General features: G+C 73.5%; 22 protein-coding genes. 9 read left to right on the top strand and 13 right to left on the bottom strand.

Translation table 11 applies throughout. From position 1 onward, the window contains the following. Window positions 1–160 precede the first annotated feature (160 nt). The 6 genes from ABD234_RS11835 to ABD234_RS11810 form a co-directional block, all read right to left on the bottom strand. Window positions 161–1,228, bottom strand: a complete 1,068-nt coding sequence (locus ABD234_RS11835) for a sugar-binding transcriptional regulator (protein ID WP_344356397.1) — start codon at window positions 1,226–1,228, stop codon at window positions 161–163. Between the two features lie 92 nt (window positions 1,229–1,320). After that, window positions 1,321–1,851: a YjbQ family protein gene (locus ABD234_RS11830; RefSeq protein WP_344356396.1), complete on the bottom strand. Its 531-nt coding sequence runs from the start codon at window positions 1,849–1,851 to the stop codon at window positions 1,321–1,323. Next, on the bottom strand, window positions 1,848–2,720 hold the full coding sequence (locus ABD234_RS11825) for a class II fructose-bisphosphate aldolase (protein WP_344356395.1): 873 nt from the start codon (window positions 2,718–2,720) through the stop codon (window positions 1,848–1,850). The genes ABD234_RS11830 and ABD234_RS11825 overlap by 4 nt, the downstream gene beginning before the upstream one ends. Beyond that, window positions 2,714–3,481 carry a triose-phosphate isomerase gene (locus tag ABD234_RS11820; protein ID WP_344356394.1) on the bottom strand — a complete coding sequence of 256 codons (768 nt, stop codon included), beginning with the start codon at window positions 3,479–3,481 and terminating at the stop codon, window positions 2,714–2,716. Before ABD234_RS11820 ends, ABD234_RS11825 begins: the two co-directional genes overlap by 7 nt. Before the next feature lie 283 nt (window positions 3,482–3,764). Beyond that, window positions 3,765–4,955, bottom strand: a complete 1,191-nt coding sequence (locus tag ABD234_RS11815; protein ID WP_344356392.1) for a GtrA family protein — start codon at window positions 4,953–4,955, stop codon at window positions 3,765–3,767. A 5-nt stretch (window positions 4,956–4,960) separates the two neighbouring features. Next, complete coding sequence (locus ABD234_RS11810; protein ID WP_344356390.1) at window positions 4,961–5,971, bottom strand: phosphodiester glycosidase family protein; 1,011 nt, start codon at window positions 5,969–5,971, stop codon at window positions 4,961–4,963. Window positions 5,972–6,062: 91 nt separating this feature from the next. On the opposite strand from ABD234_RS11810, the gene ABD234_RS11805 reads away from it, so the two are divergent. From ABD234_RS11805 to ABD234_RS11785, 5 genes are all read left to right on the top strand, one after another. Then, window positions 6,063–6,629 carry a P-loop nucleotide/nucleoside kinase family protein gene (locus ABD234_RS11805; protein WP_344356388.1) on the top strand — a complete coding sequence of 189 codons (567 nt, stop codon included), beginning with the start codon at window positions 6,063–6,065 and terminating at the stop codon, window positions 6,627–6,629. A 164-nt stretch (window positions 6,630–6,793) separates the two neighbouring features. Next, entirely contained in the window at window positions 6,794–7,576 is a 783-nt protein-coding gene (locus tag ABD234_RS11800; protein WP_344356386.1) for a DUF4956 domain-containing protein, read from the top strand. Then, window positions 7,573–8,415 carry a polyphosphate polymerase domain-containing protein gene (locus ABD234_RS11795; RefSeq protein ID WP_344356384.1) on the top strand — a complete coding sequence of 281 codons (843 nt, stop codon included), beginning with the start codon at window positions 7,573–7,575 and terminating at the stop codon, window positions 8,413–8,415. The genes ABD234_RS11800 and ABD234_RS11795 overlap by 4 nt, the downstream gene beginning before the upstream one ends. 109 nt (window positions 8,416–8,524) lie before the next feature. Further along, window positions 8,525–10,144, top strand: a complete 1,620-nt coding sequence (locus ABD234_RS11790) for a carbohydrate-binding domain-containing protein (protein ID WP_344356382.1) — start codon at window positions 8,525–8,527, stop codon at window positions 10,142–10,144. A gap of 401 nt (window positions 10,145–10,545) precedes the next feature. Beyond that, the gene (locus ABD234_RS11785) at window positions 10,546–10,806 is read left to right on the top strand and encodes a prevent-host-death family protein (RefSeq protein WP_344356380.1); all 261 of its coding nucleotides are present in this window, start codon (window positions 10,546–10,548) and stop codon (window positions 10,804–10,806) included. Between the two features lie 2 nt (window positions 10,807–10,808). Here the strand turns inward: ABD234_RS11785 and ABD234_RS11780 are convergent, their stop codons facing one another. From ABD234_RS11780 to ABD234_RS11760, 5 genes are all read right to left on the bottom strand, one after another. Then, window positions 10,809–11,045: a hypothetical protein gene (locus tag ABD234_RS11780; protein WP_344356378.1), complete on the bottom strand. Its 237-nt coding sequence runs from the start codon at window positions 11,043–11,045 to the stop codon at window positions 10,809–10,811. 135 nt (window positions 11,046–11,180) lie between these two features. Then, entirely contained in the window at window positions 11,181–12,080 is a 900-nt protein-coding gene (locus ABD234_RS11775) for a sigma-70 family RNA polymerase sigma factor (protein WP_344356376.1), read from the bottom strand. Window positions 12,081–12,213: 133 nt separating this feature from the next. After that, the gene (locus ABD234_RS11770; RefSeq protein ID WP_344356374.1) at window positions 12,214–14,331 is read right to left on the bottom strand and encodes a GMC family oxidoreductase N-terminal domain-containing protein; all 2,118 of its coding nucleotides are present in this window, start codon (window positions 14,329–14,331) and stop codon (window positions 12,214–12,216) included. 133 nt (window positions 14,332–14,464) lie between these two features. Then, window positions 14,465–14,887, bottom strand: coding sequence for an organic hydroperoxide resistance protein (locus tag ABD234_RS11765; RefSeq protein WP_038371558.1), 423 nt, complete (start codon window positions 14,885–14,887; stop codon window positions 14,465–14,467). Window positions 14,888–14,932: 45 nt separating this feature from the next. Further along, a complete protein-coding gene (locus tag ABD234_RS11760) occupies window positions 14,933–15,394 on the bottom strand; it encodes a MarR family winged helix-turn-helix transcriptional regulator (protein ID WP_344356371.1) in 462 nt (153 codons plus the stop codon). Window positions 15,395–15,567: 173 nt separating this feature from the next. Between ABD234_RS11760 and ABD234_RS11755 the strand changes: the two genes are divergently transcribed. From ABD234_RS11755 to ABD234_RS11745, 3 genes are all read left to right on the top strand, one after another. Beyond that, entirely contained in the window at window positions 15,568–15,822 is a 255-nt protein-coding gene (locus ABD234_RS11755) for a hypothetical protein (RefSeq protein ID WP_038371556.1), read from the top strand. A gap of 87 nt (window positions 15,823–15,909) precedes the next feature. Beyond that, window positions 15,910–18,198, top strand: coding sequence for a heavy metal translocating P-type ATPase (locus ABD234_RS11750; protein ID WP_344356369.1), 2,289 nt, complete (start codon window positions 15,910–15,912; stop codon window positions 18,196–18,198). Between the two features lie 136 nt (window positions 18,199–18,334). Beyond that, the gene (locus ABD234_RS11745) at window positions 18,335–18,790 is read left to right on the top strand and encodes a hypothetical protein (protein ID WP_344356367.1); all 456 of its coding nucleotides are present in this window, start codon (window positions 18,335–18,337) and stop codon (window positions 18,788–18,790) included. A 26-nt stretch (window positions 18,791–18,816) separates the two neighbouring features. Here ABD234_RS11745 and ABD234_RS11740 read toward each other — a convergent pair whose 3' ends face one another. Both ABD234_RS11740 and ABD234_RS11735 read right to left on the bottom strand, forming a co-directional pair. Then, on the bottom strand, window positions 18,817–19,122 hold the full coding sequence (locus tag ABD234_RS11740) for a hypothetical protein (protein WP_344356365.1): 306 nt from the start codon (window positions 19,120–19,122) through the stop codon (window positions 18,817–18,819). 30 nt (window positions 19,123–19,152) lie between these two features. Then, window positions 19,153–19,362 carry a hypothetical protein gene (locus ABD234_RS11735; RefSeq protein ID WP_038371551.1) on the bottom strand — a complete coding sequence of 70 codons (210 nt, stop codon included), beginning with the start codon at window positions 19,360–19,362 and terminating at the stop codon, window positions 19,153–19,155. Between the two features lie 66 nt (window positions 19,363–19,428). Here ABD234_RS11735 and ABD234_RS11730 point away from each other — a divergent pair, with 66 nt between their 5' ends. Next, complete coding sequence (locus tag ABD234_RS11730) at window positions 19,429–20,574, top strand: acyltransferase family protein (RefSeq protein WP_344356362.1); 1,146 nt, start codon at window positions 19,429–19,431, stop codon at window positions 20,572–20,574. Window positions 20,575–20,588 lie beyond the last annotated feature (14 nt).

Here is a 20,588-nt window from a genome sequence, read left to right as displayed (position 1 = left end):
GTCTCCCTCGAGCAGGCGAAGGAGCTCGCGGCCGCGGCCGTGGCCGCCCCCACCGCCTCCGCCGCGAAGCAGGCCGTCCGCGCCGGCCTGCCCCTCCTGGAGCAGCTGGGCCTCTGACCCACCGGTTGTTGTCCCACCGGCTGCGTACAGTCCGGTGGGTTCACCCCGCCGGGGTGATGGGGAAGCCGCAACGCGGGCAGTGGGCCTCGACGGTCACATGCGCCGCGGTGGAGGAGGCGGATCCTTCATCCGCGGCCCCCTGGAGGTGAACCTCGTCGGCCAGCAGCGCCCGGGCCAGGTCCGCGTCCAGGACCAGCATGTCCAGCGCCCCCGTGCGGAGAGCGGCGCGGACGCCGGGAAGACGCTCGACGCCCGCCGCGAGACCTACCACGAGCGGCATTGCTCGCAACTCCTCGACGGTGAGGCCGATGACCCGGTGGGAGGAAGGCTCGCCGAGTGGCCGGCCCTGCGCGTCGAAGTAGTGACCGCACAAGTCACCGCAAGGTTTCTGGGCGACGAACCGCTGGGACTCTTCCGCGTCCAGATGCATTGCCTCGAGGATCCGTCGGGAGGTGCCACGGCCGTAGGAGCCGATGCCGACGAAGGCGAGCTCGCAGTGGCGCGCCCGTTCGAGGGCGGCGCGCACGGACGTCTCGGAGCGGAGCGCATCGAAAGTTGCTCGGGACTCGACGATCGCCGGGGCATCGAATCGCTCGGTGCGGGTGCCGGTGCGCTCGGCGAGCGGCACCAGCATGTGGTTTCCGGAGACAGCGGTGTCCACGGTCGGCATGCCGCCCACCAGAGAGACGAGGCTGGTGCCGGGGGCGAGGCGCTGGGAAGGGATCACCTCGGTGAGGCGCTGGATGCTGACGCCCCAGCCGAAACCGATCCGAGAGGCGTCGGGAGCGAGCTCGCAGAACACCTCGGCGCCCAGGCGGGCCACACGGTCCACGGGATCGCGCCCCTCACCTGGACCGCGGGCCACGCGAACGGCCCGCAAGCCGTGGACTGTCCGCAGCTGCTGCTCGAGGTCAGCATCACGGCGAACGTCCTCCTCGTCGTCCACGATCTCGAAGCGGACGATCCCCTCGTCTTTGGCGGCGCGCAGGACGCGGGAAACCCCCGACTTGGACAGACCCAGGATCTCTCCGACGGCGGTCTGGTCCTGACCCTCGAGGTAGTAGAGCCGGGCCGCCTCGATGAGCGTGCGGCGATCGCGTCGTGCCACGAAGATCCTCCCTATCGTCTGGCCGTCCGGCGCCGGAGACGCCGGGCCAGAAGCGGAGAGCCTCCAGTATGTCGGAGCCCGCGATGCCGAGATCAGTCGCCGCTGACGACGATGTGGCAGCGCCGCTCGCGCGGTCGGGAGCGGTCGAAATCGACGAAGAACAGGTAGCCGGTCGCCCCGACTGCCGCCTCGCCCCCGAGCACCGCGACCATCTCGCTGGAGCCGATGAGCGTGGCCTTGAGATGCGCATCGGCGTTGAGAAGCTGGCGGCGGTCACCGCCGGGCAGATAGGTCGCGGCCTCCGGCCACATCTCGACCTCGCGGTAGTGCTCCTCACCGGGGTAGAGGTACCCCTGCGCGGGTGGGAAGTCCTGCTGGGCCGGGAACATGCGCGACAGGGCAGCATCCAGGTCCGCCTGGAGGAAGTCGGTGCCGTCGGCCAAGGAATCGTGGGCGAACTCGTCGTAGTAGACCGCACAGGTCGTGTGCGGAGAGATGACCGTGCAGGTACCCGTGGTGATGCCGCTGTCGGCGATCGCCGCGCGCACCTGATCGGTGACGTCGAGGAATGTCGGTGTTCCGCCATGCGAGTGCAGAGAGACGGTTCGCGAGAAGGTGCTCATACCCTTCCCTTCTTGGCATCAGCGTCCCCGGCGAGAATCCTCGTGAAGCTCGACAGATCCTCGCGAACGGCACAGCGGGCCGCCCGCGCGAGGTTGGAGAAGAGGAAGACGTTCTCGTCCTCGACCAAGGGGACGACGGCGTCGTAGGCGGCGCGGGCAGCATAGGTGTAGTAGTTGATCTTGCGCACGCCCGCGGCGATGCTGCGCCGATAGTCCTCCGGGGAGAGGCCGGAGCCACCGTGCATGACGATCGGCACTCCGGTCGCCTCCCTCAGGCGGGAGATGAGTGCATGGTCGAGCTCCGGCTGGCGTCGATACAATCCGTGCACCGTCCCGAAGGAGCAGGCCAGGGCGTCCACGCCGGTACGTGCGACGAAGTCCCGCGCCTGCTCCGGGTCCGTGTACAGGGCCGCGTCGGCGATTCCCTGGGACGGGTCGCCGTTCTCATTGCCGGTCATGACACCCAGTTCCGCCTCGACACCGATGCCGCCCACCTCCCGAGCCAGGGCAACCGTCTGCGCGGTCAGAGCGACGTTCTGCTCGTAGGGCAGATGGGAGCCATCGATCATGCACGAGGTGAAGCCGATCTCGAGGCCCTTGCGGATGTACTCGAGGTCCTCCCCATGATCGACGTGCAGCACGAAGGGCGCGCTGGAGCGACGGGCCAACTCGACCATCGCCGGGCCGATCTCCTCGATGCCGACGATGCCCTCGTGGACCTGGGCGAACTGGAGGATCATCGGGGTGCCGGTGACTTCACACACATCGATCGCGCCCAGCAGTGCCTCGAAGAAGGGGGTGTTCACGGCAGCGATGGCAATGTCGTGGCGCTCGGCGTGGGCGAGTGCCTCGGTCAGGGTGATCAGCATGTCGGCTCCTGGGGTAGTGCAGTGGGCGTCGGGGTGGGGGTACGGGACCGGCCGGCCGCTGCGGGGTGAGCTCGCAGGGCCTCACACATCTCGAGCAGGAGCGACCGCGGGTCCGGGTGGCGCAGGATCCCGCTGGTACCCCCGGAGCCGTCGGCCCCGTCGGCCAGCACCCGAACGACATCGGCCCCGCTGGTGACGCCGGCCGCCTGGATAACGAGGATCGAGGGGTCAACGGCCTTGACGATTGCGGTGGTGCGGCGCACGTAGTCCCCTTCGTCCATGGCCCCGGTGCCGATCGCAGCGGTCGGCTCGCAGATCATCACGTCCGGGCCCAGCGTCGCGACGGCGTGGCACTGGGCATCCGAGTCGGCGCAGACGATGCTTGCGAGCCCCACTTCGCGGGATCGCTCCAGGGCCACGTCAAGATCTGAGAGAGACATCGGGTGCTCGGCGTGGTTCAGGACCACGGCGCGGGCGCCCGCAGCAGCGAGGGACTCCGGCAGCACGTGGCCCATCCCGCGCCCGGGGCGCAGTGGGTCCATGTGCTGCGCGGTCACGACGACATGTCGGGTGCGCTCGGCCACCAGACGCAAGTCCGCGTGCTGGGCAGTGAAGATCGTCGTGACCTTCGAGCTGGCGGCTACCTCGTCGACAAGCACGGCCAGATCCAGCAGCTGCGGGCCGTAGAGGTAGGCCTTGGGATTGACGATCAGGAGCGGGCCTAGCAGGGCGCTCTCGCGAGTCTCAGGACGGGCTAACATGTTCCTCCAATCATGGACGCAACTTGTTGCTACACCGGTGCATTTTGTTGCCTCTCCAGGGTTGCATGGTCTCATGCCGAGTTTCAAGAGCCGTCTGAAGGGCGGCCATGCGTGTGTCAAGTCGCTCCAGCAGCGCAGTCCTGGCCGGGCACCACGAAGCCCTGCGGTGCACATGATCTGCTGAACCTCACGAGGTCCGTGGAGCGCTCACCGAGCCCACCGCCCCGCTCGTCGCATTCGAGTACGAGCGTCACCGGCTCGCGTCCTCACACTCTCCGACTGCTCACGCACCGGAGCGTCCCGTCCTGCGCCCGAACACCACCGCGCGCTGCAGCGCGTAGCTGACGCAGAACAGCGACAGGTCGGCGAGGACCTTCGCGGCGAGCACCGGGACGCCCAGGGCCATCAGCGCGTCGATCCCCAGCCCGCCGCCGAGGGCCACGAGGGCCGCGACCGCGGCGTAGCCCAGCAGGTCCGGGAGCATCCGGCCCCGGCCGGAGCGCCCCTCGGAGTCGGTGGCCCCGGCGTGCCGGGCCCGGAAGACGAGCCCGCGGTTGACGGCGAAGTTCACCCCGGCGCTGACCAGCCGTGCCCCGATCAGCGAGGGCCACAGGAGCCCGGTCGCCGCCATGAGGGCGACGAACAGCCCGGTGTCCACGGCGAAGGCCAGCAGACCGGAGGCGGCGAAAGCGAGCATCGGCGCGAGCACCCGCAGGGAGTCGCGCAGCGGCCGGAAGTGGCTGGAGGCGTTGTCCTCGAGGTAGACCGTCCGGATCGCGATGCTGTCCAGGCCGATGCCGCCGCGCGCGGCGCGCAGCAGCATGGTCGTCTCGTACTCGTAGCGGTCCCCGGGCAGGGAGCGCGCCCAGTCGAGATGCTCCGCGGGGATCCCGCGCAGGCCGGTCTGGGTGTCCGCGAGCCGCACCCCGCCGGCGAGACGGAACAGGGCAGCGCTCACCGCGTTGCCCAGGCGGCTGCGCAGGGGGACGCCGACGCGCTCGGCGGTGCGCACCCCGAGGACCAGCGGGCGCTCCGGACCGCGCGCGCCCTGCCCCATCAGCCGGTCGCGCACGGCGAGGACGTCGACGAGGGCGTGCTGTCCGTCGGCATCGGCCGTGACGACGCCGGCTCCCGGGTACAGGTCCTGGACCAGGGCGAGGGCGCGCCGCAGCGCCGCCCCCTTGCCCCGGTTGACGGCCTCGCGCGCGATTACGGCGCCGAGCACCGCGCAGCGGTCGAAGACGACGTCGTAGCCGGGGCCGGAGCCGTCGTCGACGACCACGATCTCGATCCCGCGCCCGGCGAGGCGGCGGACGAGATCCGGCAGGGCGGAGTCGGGGGCGAGCGCCGGGATCACGACCACGGGGGCGGCCACGGCCGGCAGCGGCGCGGTGGGGATCCGGGAGGGTGCGGCGGGGGTCCCGACCGCAGCGGCGGTGGTCCGGGGGCGGGCAGGGTGCCGGGAGATCGTCATCGTCCTCACCCGGCCACGTAGAGGATGTCGCTGGTGGCGCGCTCCCGGCCGCGGCCCAGCGGGTCGCTCACCATCTCCCCGTCCAGCAGCATCACCGAGGAGCCGCCGCCGTCGAGGTTGTAGCCGCTCGTGCAGCCGAGGTCGAGCAGGATCCCGCCGAGCTCCGGCAGGCCGACGCCGCGAGAATATCCCTCCGATCGGCCGTCCACGACGAGCATGACCAGGTGGTTCTCGCCGATCACGCCGATGGCGGTGCGGGGCTGCTCCCCCTGGATCGAATGGTTGCCGATGTTGGTGTCGACCTCGACGTCCTCGATGCCGTCGGGCACCGCGCCGTCCACGAGGACGGCCGGCCCGAAGGAGAGGGTGTTCCAGGCGCCGTCGGCGATCAGCTGGTCGGCGGTCGTCGCGGTCTCGTCGTACACGGCGGTGCGGCCGTCGGCGAAGAAGCACAGGCCCTCCCGCGCCGGCTCGTCGCGGTAGGCGATGCCGTTGCGGATCACGATGCCGGTGTCGCGGAAGCCGTAGTAGTCGCCGTTGATCGCGAGCACCGCCCCGGCCCGCTCGGCGATCGCGGAGGGCATCTCGGTGATGTTGCGGCCGAAGTCGTCCTCGGCGAAGGCGGAGCGGATCAGCCGGGCATCGCTCACGGTGACGTCGGCCGCGTACCAGGCCAGGGCTGTGTCGCCGCTGCCGGTGGCGGAACGGGTGATCTCGAGGGTGGTCGTCGAGGAGGTGTACCCGGTGGAGCTGTAGACGCCGTCGGCAGGGACGAGGGTGCCGGCCGCGACGCCGGAGGCGGCCTCCTGCGCGGAGACGTCCTCGACATCGACCTCCTCCCGCAGGAACCGGTCGTAGGCCCAGGCCGCCGAGCCGCCCGTGAGCGCCAGGGCCCCGATACCGCCCGCCAGCAGGCTGCGGCGGGTGAGGTCCGCCCGGCGGGACCGGCCCGGCGGGGAGTCGTCCTCGGGCAGCGTGTGGGCGGGGGTGCGGGAGTCGAAGCGGTGCGTGCTCATGCCCGGTACGGTGCGCGGCGAGCTTGTGCCCGGGACCCCGTCCGAGCTGTGCCGATGCTGTGCGCCCGGCCACGAGGGCGATCATGGGGGCATGAGCCGCCCCGCCACACCCGTCCTGCTCCTGCTCAACGGCCCGCCCGGGGCAGGGAAGTCGACGCTCGCCGAGGCCCTGGCGCGCTCGCACCCGCAGCGGACCGCGCTGGACGTCGACGTCGTCAAGCATGGCCTGCCCGCCTGGCCGCAGGACCCGCACGCCGCGGGCCTGGAGGCGCGCAAGCAGGTGCTCGCGCAGGCCGGGCGCGAGCTCGCGGCGGGCCGCAGCGTGGTGATCCCCCAGCTGCTCGCCCGGCCGGAGTTCGCGGTCGCGCTGCAGCAGCTCGCCGACCGCAGCGGGGCCCGCTTCGCGCACGTCTTCCTGGAGCTGCCGGCCGATGCCCTGCGCGTGCGGCTCGCGGCCCGGCGCGCCGCCCCGACCCGGCCCGAGCAGGCGGCCAACGACGCGGGGCTCGCGGTCCAGGACGCCCTCGAGATGGGGCGGCGCATCGCGGTGATGGCCGCCGACCTGAACCAGGAGGTGCTCCACCTGGACGCCTCCGGGCCGATGGACGCGGTGCTGCCCCGGCTCGAGGAGATCCTGGCGGACGCGCCGCAGGAGTAGGCCCGGCACCTCCCGGGAACGCATGAACGGCCGGTGAACCCCGGGCGACCGGAGTGCATACAGGCACGACAGGGCAGGCATAGCCGATCCACAGCATCGGCTCCGAGGGTGGATCCCGCACCGCCCGGGACCCCGGGCGTCCCGAGACCCCCCAGGAGCCCCCGATGTCCGCACCGATCCTCTACCTCGCCGATCTGATCGCCGTGACGGTCCTCGCCGCCGGCGTCTACTGGCCCCGGCACCGCCGCCGCGACCTCGTGGTCGCGTTCTTCGGCATCAACGTCGGGGTGCTGGCGGTCTCCGCGCTGCTGGCGAACTCCGCCGTGACCGCGGGGCTGGGCCTGGGCCTGTTCGGCGTGCTGTCGATCATCCGTCTGCGCTCCGACGAGCTGGCCCAGCACGAGATCGCCTACTACTTCGCGACCCTCGCCCTGGGCCTGGTGGGCGGGCTGGGCATCACCCCGATCTGGATGTCGCTGGCCTTCATGGCTCTGATCCTGGTGACGATGGGCATCGTCGACCACCCCGCGATCATGGCCCGCTCGCGGCGCCAGCTGATCGTCCTGGACCGGGCCATCGGCGACGAAGACCTGCTGCGCGAGCATCTCGAGCAGATGCTGGGCGCCGAAGTCACGGCCGTGTCCCTGCAGAAGCTGGATCTCGTCACCGACACCACCACCGTCGACGTGCGCTATCGCATGCCGCGGGCCGGCTCCCGCGACCCCCGAGCGGAGCGGTCGATGGCGGCCCCCGGCCCCGCGCCCACGCCGGCACCGGCACCGGCCGAATCGGCCATGTCCACGGCAACGGCGGCATCCGCGCAGGTGCCGGCCGCGCACTCGCCCTCGACCTCGACCTCGACCTCGCCGGCACCGGGCTCGATGCCGGCATCGGCGGGCGCCGCGTCCGCCGCGCCCGTGGCCTCCCTCAGCGGGGCCGCACGATGAGCGCCGCGCCGACGGCCCGCCCGACGCCCCGGCCGGCCCTGCTGGACCTCCCGGCCATCGGCCTGGAGCAGCTGACCGAGCAGGCCTCCCTCATGACGCGCGTGGACCGCAAGTACCTGGTGCCGGCCTCCGCCGTCCACCGTCTGCTGCAGGAGATGTCCGCAGATCTGCAGGTCCTGGAGATCGCAGGCCGCCGCACCTTCGGGTACCGCTCGGTGTACTACGACACCGCGCAGCTGGCCTCCTACCGGGCGGCGGCGACGGGCCGGCGACGCCGGTTCAAGGTGCGCCGTCGCGACTACCTCGACACCGGCGCCGCGTTCCTCGAGGTGAAGACCCGCACCGGCCGCGGGGAGAGCAGCAAGGTGCGCCTGGCCCTGGCCGCGGACCCGCTGCCGCCGGCCTCTCCCGGTCCCTCCCCTGCGTCACCGGGCGACCTGCGCGGGGAGGCGGCGGAGTTCGTGCTCGACCAGCTGGCCGAGGCGGGGATCCCCGTCCCCGCCGGCGCGCTGCACCCGGTGCTCGCGACCGCCTACGACCGCACCACGCTGATGGCGGCCCCGGCCGATGTCCGCTCCGACCCCTCCCGCATCACCGTCGACGCCGCCCTGGCCTGGACGGACCCGGTCACCGGGGCGTCCACCAGCCTCACCGAGCTGGTGGTGGTGGAGACGAAGGCCGGGACCCGCCCCGGCCCGGCGGACCGGCTGCTGTGGGCGCTGGGGCATCGGCCGCTGCGGCTGTCGAAGTACGCCGTCGGGCTCGCGCTCCTGCGCCCCGAGCTGGCGGCGAACCGCTGGCACCGCACGCTGGGCCGACTCGACCTTCACGCCGCCTGACCCCGCGCGGCGATCCGCACATCCCTCGCCTCGGATCGGCATAGGCCCCGCACAGCAGCGGCGCCGAACCTGGATCCATCACCCGTTCAGACTCCGGAAGGACCCCGCCATGACCACGCCGAACACCCCAACTCCCTCCCCCGCCCCGTCGCCCACCCCTCGGTCCGGGGGTCGCGGCCCTGCCGGGTTCCGCTCGCTGCGCCGGATGATGATGGCCTCGACGGTGGGCCTGGCCGCCATGGCCCTGGCCGCCTGCGGCGCCGCGACGGCGATCACCGGGACCGACTCCTCCAGCTCCACGACGGCCTCGACGACCGCGACCACCGAGACCGTCGCCGGGGGACTCGCGAGCATCGACACCCACGTCGACGAGGACGACCTCACCTGGGACGCCGCGGACGAGCAGACGATCACGCTCGCGGACTCGGGATCGACCTCGGACAGCGACGCGGTGAGCATCGACGGCTCGACGGTCACCATCACCGCCGGCGGGGTCTACCGCATCACCGGGTCCCTGAGCGACGGCCAGGTGGTGGTCGCCGCTGCGGAGGACGAGACCGTCACCCTGGTCCTCGACGGCGCCGCCATCGCCAGCTCGAGCGGCCCCGGCATCTCCGTGACCAGCGCCGATGAGGTGACGATCTCTCTCGCCTCCGGCACGGAGAACTCCGTCGCCGACGGCTCCGGATACTCTGTCGCCGACGATGCGACGCCCGTCGCGGCGATCGCCTCGGCCTCGGACCTGACCATCGCCGGGGACGGCTCCCTGACCGTCACCGGCAGCACGAACGACGGCATCAGCTCCTCGGACGGCCTCGCGATCCTGGGCGGGACCCTGTCGGTGACCGCGGCGGACGACGGCATCCGCGGCAAGGACTACGTGTCCCTGACCGGCGGCGACGTCACGATCAGCGCCGGCGACGATGCCCTGAAGTCGGACAACGCGACCGATGCCGACCGCGGCTGGGTGCTCGTCTCCGGCGGGACGCTGAGCATCGACGCGGGCGACGATGCGATCACCGGGGAGCAGGCGGTCGAGATCTCCGGCGGCACCGTCGACATCACGGCCTCCTACGAGGGCATCGAATCCGCCTCGATCCTCATCAGCGGCGGCGACATCTCCGTGACCTCGAGCGACGACGGACTCAATGCGGTCGCCTCCGACGACTCCGAGACCAGCGACGATGCGGAGACGGCGGGCGGCTTCGGCCCGGGCGGCGGCATGGGCGACGACGGCTCGACCCTCACCATCAGCGGCGGCACCCTCGCCGTCGACGCGGAGGGCGATGGGCTGGACTCCAACGGGTCGCTGACGATCTCCGGCGGCGAGACCACGGTGAACGGCCCCACGAACGCAGGCAACGGTGCGGTCGACGTCAACGGAAGCTACATCGTCACCGGGGGCTCCTTGGTCACGGCCGATGCCGGAGGCATGGTCGTCTCCCCGAGCGAGGACTCCGAGCACCCCGCCGTCCAGTTCTCGCTGAGCAGCGCGGCGAACGCGGGCGACACCCTCGAGGTGCAGGACTCCTCCGGCACGACCGTCGCGACGATCACGCTGACCAAGGCCAGCGCGGCGATCATCGCCACCGGCGACCAGGTGGTCGACGGGGAGTCGTACACCCTGGTCAGCGACGGCACCGAGCTCGCCACCGCGACCGCCGGGGAGATCACCGCGAGCGGCATGGGCGGAGCCGGCGGCGGGCGCGGCACGGGCCCCCGCGGCTGATCCGAGCCCCGGAGCATCGATCCCGTTCCCGCGGCCCCACGAGCCCGGCTCCGCGGGCCGCCGAGTCGGTCTCCCCCGGAGCATCGACCTCGACTCCACGGACTCCCGAGTCCCCTTCCTTCTGCGGCGCTCAGTGCGACTCGACGGAGCACCGAGCAGGGTGACTGCTTCCGGCGGACACGTACATCTTGTACGTGTCCGCCGGAAGCAGTTCGTCTCCTCGGCCGGCGCGCGTGGCTCCTCGCCTCGGCGCGCGACGTCGTCTGGACTCCTCATCCGTCACCGCCTGGGGAGGGCGCAGTTGTCCACAGCGGCCGCACGGGCTGCCGCGGGGAGCAGTACCGTCGCTGCTATCCGAGGGCGGTCGCCGAGGCCTCCCCGCGGCGACCGAGGAGCAGCCCATGGTGAACACGACGCCGAGTGATCTGCGGACGCATCTGAGCCACGACATCGAGCAGGCCGCGGCGGAGCCCGTGCGGATCCTCAGCCGGGGGCTGCGCGAATGCGCGGTCCTCGTCTCGCCCGGCTTCTACGACCGGGCGACCCTGGCGCTGGGCGACGAGGACTATGCCGCCCCGCCCCTGACGGAGGACCAGCGGTACCAGGCGGAGCTGCGCACCTTCCTGGCCGAGTACGGCGTGCACGTCGACGGGGACGGTTGAGGTCAGCTCTCGGGCAGCGCGGCGAACGCGGCCTTGGTGTCGTTGTACCAGCCCAGGGACTTCTTGGGGTGCAGCCAGCGGTACTTCATCTCCGAGCGGGCCGACTCGTGGGCGGCGTCGCCGTTCTTCACGGCGTCCTTGAGGTGCTTGTCCTGGGCCTGGATGATCTCGTCGGCGGTCTCGCCGCGGTGGGCGAGCTCGCAGGGGCCGCCGAGCTGCTGGCAGGTCATGGTCTTCATCGGTCGTCCTTCCGGGACATGAGGGGCCTCGCACTGCGCGATGCTCCTGGGGTTCGAGATGCTGTCATCTGTATGACGCACGGCGGGCCGCAGGTGTGACCGCCGCACGAGGAGGGATCGGGGAACGGCGGGGGATCAGCGGGGATCGGCCCCGTCGCGGCGCGCGACCTTCGCGATGACCTGGGGGTCCGCGCGGAAGTCGATGCGCTGGACGCGGCCGTCGACGATGGTGAAGTCGAACAGGACCTTCGCCTCGCCCCGGTGGAACCAGGCCGATCCCGCCCGGCCGTCGACGATGACCGGCAGCGCCGCATGCGCCGAGCCGTTGAAGAAGGAGGCCACGTCGTCGCGGCCGTCGATCCGGGCAGGGGTGCCGGTGAGGATCGCCTGCTCGTCGCCGCGGACCACCGCATCGGGCGCCAGCAGCTGCACGAGGCGGCTGAAGTCCCCCTCGCGGGCCGCGGCCATGAACGCGTCGACGACCTCCCAGTCGGCGAGCGCGTCCTCGGAGCGGGGCTGGGCGACCTTCGCCCGGGCGCGGGAGGCGAGCTTGCGCGCGGCTGCGGGCGTCGAGTCCAGCACCGCGGCGATCGTCGTGAACTCGAAGCCGAAGCTGTCGTGCATGACGAAGGCGATGCGCTCGTTCGGGGTGAGACGATCCAGCACGACCTGCAGGGCCACGCCGACTGCATCGGCCAGGGCCACGTCGTCGGCCGGATCGGGGGCGACCTCCTCGACCTCGATCTCCTCCTCGGGGATCGGGGTGCGGCGGCGCAGCCGGTCCAGGCACAGCCGCGTGGTCACCGTCGTCAGCCACGCGGGGAGGTTCTCGATGTCCTCGCCGCTGCCGTCCAGGCGCAGCCACGCCTGCTGGACGATGTCCTCCGCCTCGGCATGGTCGCCGAGCACCCTGGCGGCCAGGCCCACCAGGCGCGGCCGCTCTGCCGCGAAGCGCTGCGCGAGCTCGGCCTCAGCCGATGGCCCGGTGCCGGCCGTCTCGCCCGCCGGGGGTCGGGGGGTCTCCCTCGGATCCATGTCGTCCATCCTTCCGTAGGTCCGCAGCCGATCGGCCGCGGTCTCGTGGTGCTGACGCGCCGGATGCGGCCGATGTGACCGATGGGGGCCGCTGAGGTCGCCGAGCAGGTCGAGGTCCCGTCCCCGCCGTTCCTCAGCGGCCGGCGACGCCCTCGCTGATGCGCAGGCTGTTGGCGAGGATGGTGAGCACCGGGTTCACGCCGCCGTTGGTGACGTGCGTGGATCCGTCGGCGACGAACAGATTCTCGTGCCCCCACACGTGCCCGTCCGGGGCGGTCGCGGAGGTCGCCGGGTCCGTGCCCATGCGCAGCGTCCCGGCCTGGTGCTGCCCGGCGCTGACGGGGGCCGGGAGGGTCATCGGCCGCATCGGCACCACCCGGGCGGCGCCGGCCTCCTCGAGCCAGGCGGCGGCCCGGGCGATGAGCAGGTCGCGCCCGCGCACGTCCTCGGGATGCAGGCTGCCGGACAGGCGCACCTGCGTGCGCCCGAAGCGGTCGCGGCGGCCGCCGTCCCGGCGCACGCGGGCATCGGCGCTGGTGACCTCCTGGATCGGCCCCATGACCCGGGCTAAGCGGAGCATGGCCCGCTCCATCGTCGGCGAGCCCAGGGGGACATCGGCCGGGACCAGGCCCGTCTCGAGCAGGGCCCGCTGGGTGGAGGCGGGGGTGGGCACGAACTCGTCGGCGAGGATCCCGCCGCCGACGACCCCGTCGTTGCCGTGGCGGAAGTCGGCGGTGGAGATCCGCGGGCCGGGGCCGCGCAGGTCCACGACCTCCTCGTCGAAGATCGCGGAGGCGCCGCCGTAGGCGTGGCCCTGGACGTGCCGGCCCACCTGGTCGGCGGCGTTGCCGAGGCCGTCGGGGTGCTCGGCCGTGGCGCTGTCCAGCAGCAGGCGGGCCGATTCGATGGCGCCGGCGGCGAGGACCACGGTGCCGGCGGCGACCTCGCGCCGCCAGATCCGGCCCTCGGCGTCCTCGCCGACGATCTCGACGCCGCGGGCGCGCCCTCCGGGGCCCACCAGGATCCGCCGGGCCTGCGCCCCGGCGAGGACCGTTGCATTGCCGCTGGCCATGGCGCGGGGCAGGGTCGTGGAGTGGCTGCCGGCGCGCGCGGCGACCGGGCATTCGAAGCCGATGCACTGGGAGCAGCGGATGCAGGCGCCGCGCCCGCCGTGGGGGCGGGAGTTCACCAGCAGCGGCACCGGCTGGGTGCCGAAGCCCAGGCGGGCGGCGGCCGCGGCGAGGCGCGAGGCGATCGGCGTCAGGGGCAGGGGCGGCATCGGCAGATCGGCGCTGCGGGGCCCGGCCCAGGGGTCGGTGAAGGGGCCGCCGCTGACGCCGAGCTGCTGCTCGACGCGGGTGTAGAACGGCTCGAGGTCCTCGTAGGAGATCGGCCAGTCGGCCAGCGCGCTGCCCTCCGGGACGCCGTAGGTGCTGGCCATGCGGAAGTCCCGCGGCGCCAGGCGCCACGCCTGCGCCCCGTACACCCGAGTGCCGCCGCCGAGGGTGATCGCGTTGTTGTTCCACAGCCAGTCCCGGGCGGGCACGTCGCGGAAGGGCCCGTCCCCGATGGCGAAGGAGCGGGTCTCCGCATCGGCCCCCGGCCCGGACAGCGGGTACAGCCCGGTGGAGGCGCGCGGGGTGCGCAGGTGGTCGGTCATGAGGGCGTGCGGGGCGGGGTAGCCGCCGCGCTCGAGGACGAGGATGCGGGCCCCGGCCTCGGCGAGGACCTGGGCGGCCATGCCGCCTCCCGCGCCGGAGCCGATGACCACCGCGTCGTAGCCCGGGGCGAGATCGGCGGGGGAGGCGAGGTCCTCGGGCCGCAGCAGGGCGGGCGGGACCTCCGGCGCGGCGGGCGGGGACCAGGCGCCGACGTGCGGGGCCAGCACCTCCGAGACCCGGTCGGCGGCGAGCCCGTGGGCGTAGAGCATGTCGCCGATGAGGGCCCGCTCGGTCGGCGGCGGCAGGGCGCGGCCGGTGCCGACGGGGCTGCCGGCGACTGCGGCGCCGGCGGGGCCGGGGGCGCTGCCGGCGCGGGCGCCGGTCGCGGCGGCGGGGCCCTCGGCGGCGTGCTGCGCATCGGCCGCGAGGAGGGCGTCGACCCAGCCCATCGCGTCGGAGGAGTCCAGGGCGAGCAGGCGGGCGGTCAGCTCCTCGAGCAGCTCGGGGGCGGCGAGCGCGGGGTCGAGGGCGGCGGCGATGCGGGAGCGGACGGCCTCGCGGGGGTCGCGGGCCGGGGCGTGCGGGGGCATGGAGCTCCGATCTCTGCGTCGGGATCGACTCCATTGTGCGCCGTCGGCGCGCTGCGGCGGGACGCAGACCGGCGGCCCGGACCCCGCAGGATCCGAGCCGCCGGCCCCGGGCGGCGCCGCGGCGCCGGATGGATCAGTCGTCGCTGACGCTGAGGTTCACCTCGATGTTGCCGCGGGTCGCGTTGGAGTAGGGGCACACCTGGTGGGCGGCCTCGGCGAGCTCGCGCGCCTGCTCGACGGGCAGGGAGGGGATGACGACCTCGAGGTCGACGGCCAGCTGGAAGCCGCCCTCGCCGTTGTCGCCGATGCTCACGCGGGCGCCGACGCTCGAGTCGGTGATCTTGACCTTCTGCGCGCGGGCGACGTGGTTCAGCGCGGAGTGGAAGCAGGCCGCGTAGCCGGCGGCGAAGAGCTGCTCGGGGTTGGCGCCCTGGCCGGTGCCGCCCATCTCCTTCGGCGGGGCCATGGTCAGGTCGATGGTGCCGTCGACGGTGCGGACGTGGCCGTCGCGGCCCTGGCCGGTGGACAGGGACTCTGCGGTGTACAGCGCCTTCATGGGGTGCTCCTTCGTGGGGGCCGAAGCGGTTCTCCGGCCGATGGGTCAGACGGTGCGGGCCTCCGGCGCCGCGGCGGTGCGCGGTGCGGAGCGCAGGGCCCGGGTGAGCTCCTGCAGGGTGGCGATGAGGGCGCGGGCGTCCTCGGCGCTGCCCAGTCCGGTGCCGGCGAACACGCAGGCGGGGACGTGGGCGAGCTCGGCATGGAGGGCGGTGCCCCGGGCCGTGGGCGAGATGGTCACGACGCGCTCGTCCGTGCCGGTGCGGCGGCGCTCGACGAGGCCGGCGGCCTCCATGCGTCGCAGCATCGGCGAGAGGGTCCCGGAGTCCAGCTGGAGGGCCTCCCCCAGCTGACGGACGCTGCGCTCCCCCTCGGTCCACAGCACGATCAGCACGAGGTACTGGGCGTAGGTGAGGCCGAAGGGCTCGAGCAGCTCCCGGTACGCCTGGGTCGTCGCGCGGGACGCCGCGTAGAGGGAGAAGCACACCATCTCGTCGGTCACTGCCATGGGGCCGATCCTGCCACCGATTTCCATTGTGCACAACCCAATTGCGCACATTTTTTCTCGGATCCGGAGCCCGTCCCCCCGGAACGTCCAGGCCCGCTCCAGGTCGACTGCGGATGCTGGGGCCTCGACCGGGCGGGACCCCGCTCCGCCCGGAGCGCACGGAAGGAGCGCAGATGGAGATCGACGACTCCCGCAGACATGCTCGGGATCGCGCCGCGGAATCGCCGACGATGGCGGCCCTGCGCCGCGTCATGATCGCCTCGAGCATGGGGCTGGCCACGGTCGCCCTGGTCGCCGCGAACACGCAGGCCACGATGGCCGGCACCTCCGGCCAGCAGCTCGCCGCCCCGGGCGCCCCGGGCCCCGCCATCACCGCCCCCGCCCCGAGCGTCGCCGACGACGCGCCGGGCACGGCCGAGGAGGCCTGAGCCGCCCCCGGACCCGGCGACCCGCGTCTCGCGGAGAGCAGAACACGCCCCTGGACGCATACCCCCTTGGGGTATATCGTGCCGGGCATGGACCCACAGAACCGCACCGACCATCGGCACCCCGCGGGCTCTGATCCGCACGGCGGGCATGCCCGCGCGGCCGCGGGCCACGGCGGGCACAGCGAGCACGAGGGGCACCCGGCACACGACGAGCACCAGACGCACGGCGAACACCAGACGCACGGCGAACACCCCGAGCACAGCCGGCACGACGGGCACCAGCCGAGCAGCGGGCACGGCGCGCACCAGGAGCACGGCGGGCACGACGGCCACCAGGAGCACGGCGGGCACGGCGGGCATGACGGCCACCAGGAGCACGGCGGGCACGACGGCCATCAGGAGCACGGCGGGCACGGCGATCATGTCGGCCAGTTCCGCCGCCTGTTCTGGATCAGCCTGATCCTGGCGGTCCCCGTCGTCGCGCTCTCCCCCATGTTCGCGATGCTCCTGGGGTACCAGATCCCGCCGCTGCCCGGCCTGCGCTGGGTCGCCCCGGTGCTCGGCACCGTCCTGTACGTCTGGGGCGGGCGCCCCTTCCTCACCGGTGCGGTCTCGGAGATCCGCTCCCGCCGCCCCGGGATGATGCTGCTCATCGCCCTGGGCATCACGGTCGCGTTCGTCGCCTCGTGGGGCGCCACGATCGGCGTGCTCCACCACGAGCTCGAGTTCTGGTGGGAGCTCGCGCTGCTGATCGTGATCATGCTGCTGGGGCACTGGATCGAGATGCGGTCCCTGGCGCGCACCTCCTCCGCCCTGGACTCCCTGGCCGCGCTGCTGCCGGACGAGGCCGAGCGCGTCGAGGGGGATCGCATCGTCCCCGTCGACCCGGCGGATCTGCGCCGCGGAGACCTGGTGCTGGTGCGGCCCGGGGCGAGCATCCCGGCCGACGGCACCATCGTCGAGGGCCGCGCGGACGTCGACGAGTCCATGGTGACCGGGGAGTCCCGGCCCGTGGCGCGCCAGGCCGGCGACGCCGTGGTCGCCGGGACCGTCGCCACCGATTCGAGCCTGCGCATCGAGGTCACCGCCACCGGCGAGGAGACGGCGCTGGCCGGGATCCGCCGCCTGGTGAGCGAGGCGCAGAGCTCCTCCTCCCGCGCCCAGCGGATCGCCGATCGCGCCGCGGGCTGGCTGTTCTGGTTCGCGCTGGGCGCCGCCGTGATCACCGCCGTGGTGTGGACGGCCATCGGCCTCCCGGACCAGGCCGTGATCCGCACCGTGACGGTGCTGGTGATCGCCTGCCCCCATGCCCTCGGGCTCGCGATCCCGCTGGTCGTCTCCATCGCGACCGAGCGGGCGGCCCGCGCGGGCGTGCTGGTGACCGACCGTCTGGCCCTCGAGGCCATGCGCACGGTGGACACCGTGCTGGTCGACAAGACCGGCACCCTCACCCGCGGCGAGCCCGTGCTCTCGCAGATCGCCGCGACGGGCGCCGAGCAGGCCGAGGTCCTGGCCCTCGCCGCGGCCGCCGAGTCCGAGAGCGAGCACCCGCTGGCCCGGGCCGTCGTCGAGCGCGCGCAGGCCGAGGGCGTGCAGGTCCCGCAGGCCACCGAGGTGGCATCGGCCCCGGCCCTGGGCGTGAGCGCGCAGGTCGGCGGGCACCAGGTGCGGGTCGGCGGCCCGCGGCTGCTCGAGGAGACCGGCACGCAGGAGGTCGCCGAGGCGGAGGCCTGGCGCGCGGAGGGCGCGATCATCCTCCATGTGCTGCGCGACGGCCAGGTGATCGGCGCCTTCGCGCTCACGGACGAGGTGCGCCCGGAGTCCCGCTCGGCGGTCGAGGCGCTGCATGCGCGCGGCGTGGACGTCGTGATGGTCACCGGCGACGCCGAGGCCGTGGCGCGCTCGGTCGGCGACCAGCTCGGCATCGACCGCGTGTTCGCCGGGGTGCGCCCCGAGGACAAGGCCGATGCGGTCGCCCGCCTGCAGGGGGAGGGCAGGAAGGTCGCGATGGTCGGCGACGGCGTGAACGACGCCCCGGCGCTTGCCCGGGCCGATGTCGGCATCGCGATCGGCGCCGGCACGGACGTGGCGATCGCCTCCGCCGGCGTGGTGCTGGCCGGCTCGGACCCGCGGGCGGTGCTCTCGGTCATCGACCTCTCCCGCGCCGCCTACCGGAAGATGACCCAGAACCTGTGGTGGGCGGCGGGCTACAACCTCGTCTCCGTGCCGCTGGCCGCCGGGGCGCTCGCCGGGCTCGGGTTCGTGCTGCCGATGAGCGTGGGCGCGATCCTCATGTCCCTGTCCACGGTGATCGTGGCCCTGAACGCCCAGCTGCTGCGGCGCCTGGACCTGCGCCCGGAGCGCATCGACGGCTGAGCCGCCCGGGGCGGGCGGCGTCGGCGGGCAGTGTCGGCGGGCGGTGCAGGCGGGCAGCGTCGGCGGGCGATGCCGGCGGATCGGGCTCGTCGGCGCCGCGGGGACGCGGGTGCAGGGGCCGTAGGATGCGGAGCGCATGGTCCGACGAGGGGTGGAGGTGCCGATGCTGCGCTGCCGGAGAGGTCTCGCGCTGGCCGCGATCGTCCTGGCGGGCCTGCTGCCCGCCTGCACCTCCGCGGAGGCCCCCGAGGACCCGGCCGTGATGATCCACCTCTACTCCGGCGTGGAGAACCCCGTGATCACCGTCGACCACCGGACGTACGAGGATGCTCTGGCGTGCCTGCGCGAGGCCGGCCCCGGGGACCCCGCGGCCGCGATGGGCGGGGACGGCGTGGGCTTCGGGTCCTTCGTCCTCGAGGACGGCGCCGTCTCCTACTACCTCGGCGAGACCTGGGCCACCGAGAGCGGGGGCGAGGCGCTCACCGCCCTGGACGGCTGCACCGAATGGTTCGCGCCGTTCCACGAGGCGGCGACGGAGCAGCTGCCCGCCGACGTGCTCGCGCACCTCGAGGAGACGCGCGAGCAGTCCTGAGCCGGTCGTCCCGGCGCGGGACGTGGTCACCGGGGATCGGTGAAGGTGACGGGCGTGCCCGCGGCCTCGGCGTAGGCGATCTCGCGACGGGTCGACGCGCCGATGTACCCGCCGGGGTTGACCACCAGGATCCGGTCGGCGAGGTCGATCTTGCGCAGGTGGAGGGCGTCCAGTGCGGCCTTCTGCTCGGCGGTGATCACCTCGTCGGCATCGGCCTCGCCCGGGGCGAGCACGATGACGCCGGCGAAGGTCAGGTCACGGTTCGCCGCGCGCATCTGCTCCGCGAACCGGAGGGAGCCGCAGAGGCACACGATCTCGGGGCGGCCGGTCACGGCGCGAGCCTCCGGCCGTGATGCCGGGCTTCACCGGGCACGGCGCGGAGCCTGCCGGCCCATCACGAGCAGGAGGAGGCCCGGGATCACGAGGCAGGCGCCGAGGGTCACCGCGGCAGGGCTCATGGTCAGGCTGTGCACGGCCAGGCCCAGGAGGACCCCGAGGAGCACCAGCGCGATGCCTGCCCGCCGCCCCGGGACGGCCGGGCGGGCGGAGGGACGGACCGTCGGCTCGCTCATGCCGGGCAGGCTACCGGCCGCGCCGGTCCCCGGTCCAGGGCCGCACGCCCCGTACCCTCGATCGCCATGAGCAGTCGCAGTACCCCGCCGACCGGCGCCCCCGGTCGCCAGCACTGGATGGATCTGCTGCGCGGGACCGCCGTCCTGCTGGTGATCGTCCTGCACGTCCACCTGGTCCAGCAGGCCTGGGACGGGCCGAGCCCTCGCGAGGCCGTCCTCGTCTCCGAGGCGACCACGCCGTTCCGCATGCCGGCCCTGCTGTTCGCCTCCGGGCTGCTGCTGTCGCGGTCGCTGCGCAAGCCCGCAGGCCAGTACCTGTCGGGGAAGGCCCGTGCCCTGCTGTGGCCCTGGCTGCTGTGGTCCCTGGTGATGCTGCCGATCATGGGCTGGAGCTACGGCACGGACCCGCTGTGGTGGGTCAACGGCATGTACACCTGGTTCCTGCTGGCGCTGTTCGCCTACTACGTCGTGGGGCTGCTGACCCGGCGCATCCCGCCGGGCTGGGTGGCGCTGGCGAGCATCGCGGCGTGGACGGCGCTGCCCGTGCTGGGCGTGGACCTCGCCACCTCGGGCCTGCGGCCGGACAAGTTCCTCTACTACGCGGCGTTCTTCTTCGCGGGCGCGGCGCTGCGGGGGCGGCTGATGTCCCGCCGGGTGCCGATGGGCGTCCTCATCCCCTCGATCCTGGTCGCGCTCGCCTGGTCCGCCTACGCCGTGCGCATCGATCGCGCGCCCGAGCTGCCGGTCCTCTCGCAGCTCATGGTGCTGGTCGGGGTCCTCGCGGCGATCGGGATCGCGCAGCGCCTGCCGCGCGTCCGGGTCGTCCGGGCGCTGGAGTGGGCCGGGCGCAACTCGATCGTGTTCTACCTCGTGCACCTGCCGGTGGCCGAGGTCCTGGCCCGCCACGCCGATCTGCCGCCGGGCCGCGCCGGGTTCCTGCCGTCCCTGGCGATCACCCTCGGTGTCTGCGTGCTCGCCGTGCTGCTGCGGCCGATGACCGGCTTCCTCTACGCATTCCCCGCCCGGCGCCGAGAACAGGCGGAGGGTGCACGGTCGAGCGCCGACGCCCCGGCCCCCCGGGTCGCTGCCGCATCCCCCGCCCCTGCGGCGATCGCCGAGCGGATCCCCCCGCTCGCCCCGCAGCCCGTCCCGCCGGGGGCCGAGGGCGCGCCCGCGCCCGCCGGCTCCCGCCGGCCCGTCCCGCCTGGCTGAGCCGGGCTCCGGCC

Source organism: Brachybacterium phenoliresistens, assembly GCF_039530785.1.
GTDB lineage: Bacteria > Actinomycetota > Actinomycetes > Actinomycetales > Dermabacteraceae > Brachybacterium > Brachybacterium phenoliresistens.
The sequence above is the reverse complement of the archived record's forward strand: the minus strand, read 5'-3'. Positions and strand labels throughout refer to the sequence as shown.

Coding starts and splice junctions, on each gene's coding strand:
- ABD234_RS11830 (WP_344356396.1), bottom strand. CDS start 1,851: ATGAGCACCTTCTCGCGAACCGTCTCTCTGCACTCGCATGGCGGAACA.
- ABD234_RS11825 (WP_344356395.1), bottom strand. CDS start 2,720: ATGCTGATCACCCTGACCGAGGCACTCGCCCACGCCGAGCGCCACGAC.
- ABD234_RS11820 (WP_344356394.1), bottom strand. CDS start 3,481: ATGTTAGCCCGTCCTGAGACTCGCGAGAGCGCCCTGCTAGGCCCGCTC.
- ABD234_RS11815 (WP_344356392.1), bottom strand. CDS start 4,955: ATGACGATCTCCCGGCACCCTGCCCGCCCCCGGACCACCGCCGCTGCG.
- ABD234_RS11810 (WP_344356390.1), bottom strand. CDS start 5,971: ATGAGCACGCACCGCTTCGACTCCCGCACCCCCGCCCACACGCTGCCC.
- ABD234_RS11805 (WP_344356388.1), top strand. CDS start 6,063: ATGAGCCGCCCCGCCACACCCGTCCTGCTCCTGCTCAACGGCCCGCCC.
- ABD234_RS11800 (WP_344356386.1), top strand. CDS start 6,794: ATGTCCGCACCGATCCTCTACCTCGCCGATCTGATCGCCGTGACGGTC.
- ABD234_RS11795 (WP_344356384.1), top strand. CDS start 7,573: ATGAGCGCCGCGCCGACGGCCCGCCCGACGCCCCGGCCGGCCCTGCTG.
- ABD234_RS11790 (WP_344356382.1), top strand. CDS start 8,525: ATGACCACGCCGAACACCCCAACTCCCTCCCCCGCCCCGTCGCCCACC.
- ABD234_RS11785 (WP_344356380.1), top strand. CDS start 10,546: ATGGTGAACACGACGCCGAGTGATCTGCGGACGCATCTGAGCCACGAC.
- ABD234_RS11780 (WP_344356378.1), bottom strand. CDS start 11,045: ATGAAGACCATGACCTGCCAGCAGCTCGGCGGCCCCTGCGAGCTCGCC.
- ABD234_RS11775 (WP_344356376.1), bottom strand. CDS start 12,080: ATGGATCCGAGGGAGACCCCCCGACCCCCGGCGGGCGAGACGGCCGGC.
- ABD234_RS11770 (WP_344356374.1), bottom strand. CDS start 14,331: ATGCCCCCGCACGCCCCGGCCCGCGACCCCCGCGAGGCCGTCCGCTCC.
- ABD234_RS11765 (WP_038371558.1), bottom strand. CDS start 14,887: ATGAAGGCGCTGTACACCGCAGAGTCCCTGTCCACCGGCCAGGGCCGC.
- ABD234_RS11760 (WP_344356371.1), bottom strand. CDS start 15,394: ATGGCAGTGACCGACGAGATGGTGTGCTTCTCCCTCTACGCGGCGTCC.
- ABD234_RS11755 (WP_038371556.1), top strand. CDS start 15,568: ATGGAGATCGACGACTCCCGCAGACATGCTCGGGATCGCGCCGCGGAA.
- ABD234_RS11750 (WP_344356369.1), top strand. CDS start 15,910: ATGGACCCACAGAACCGCACCGACCATCGGCACCCCGCGGGCTCTGAT.
- ABD234_RS11745 (WP_344356367.1), top strand. CDS start 18,335: ATGGTCCGACGAGGGGTGGAGGTGCCGATGCTGCGCTGCCGGAGAGGT.
- ABD234_RS11735 (WP_038371551.1), bottom strand. CDS start 19,362: ATGAGCGAGCCGACGGTCCGTCCCTCCGCCCGCCCGGCCGTCCCGGGG.
- ABD234_RS11730 (WP_344356362.1), top strand. CDS start 19,429: ATGAGCAGTCGCAGTACCCCGCCGACCGGCGCCCCCGGTCGCCAGCAC.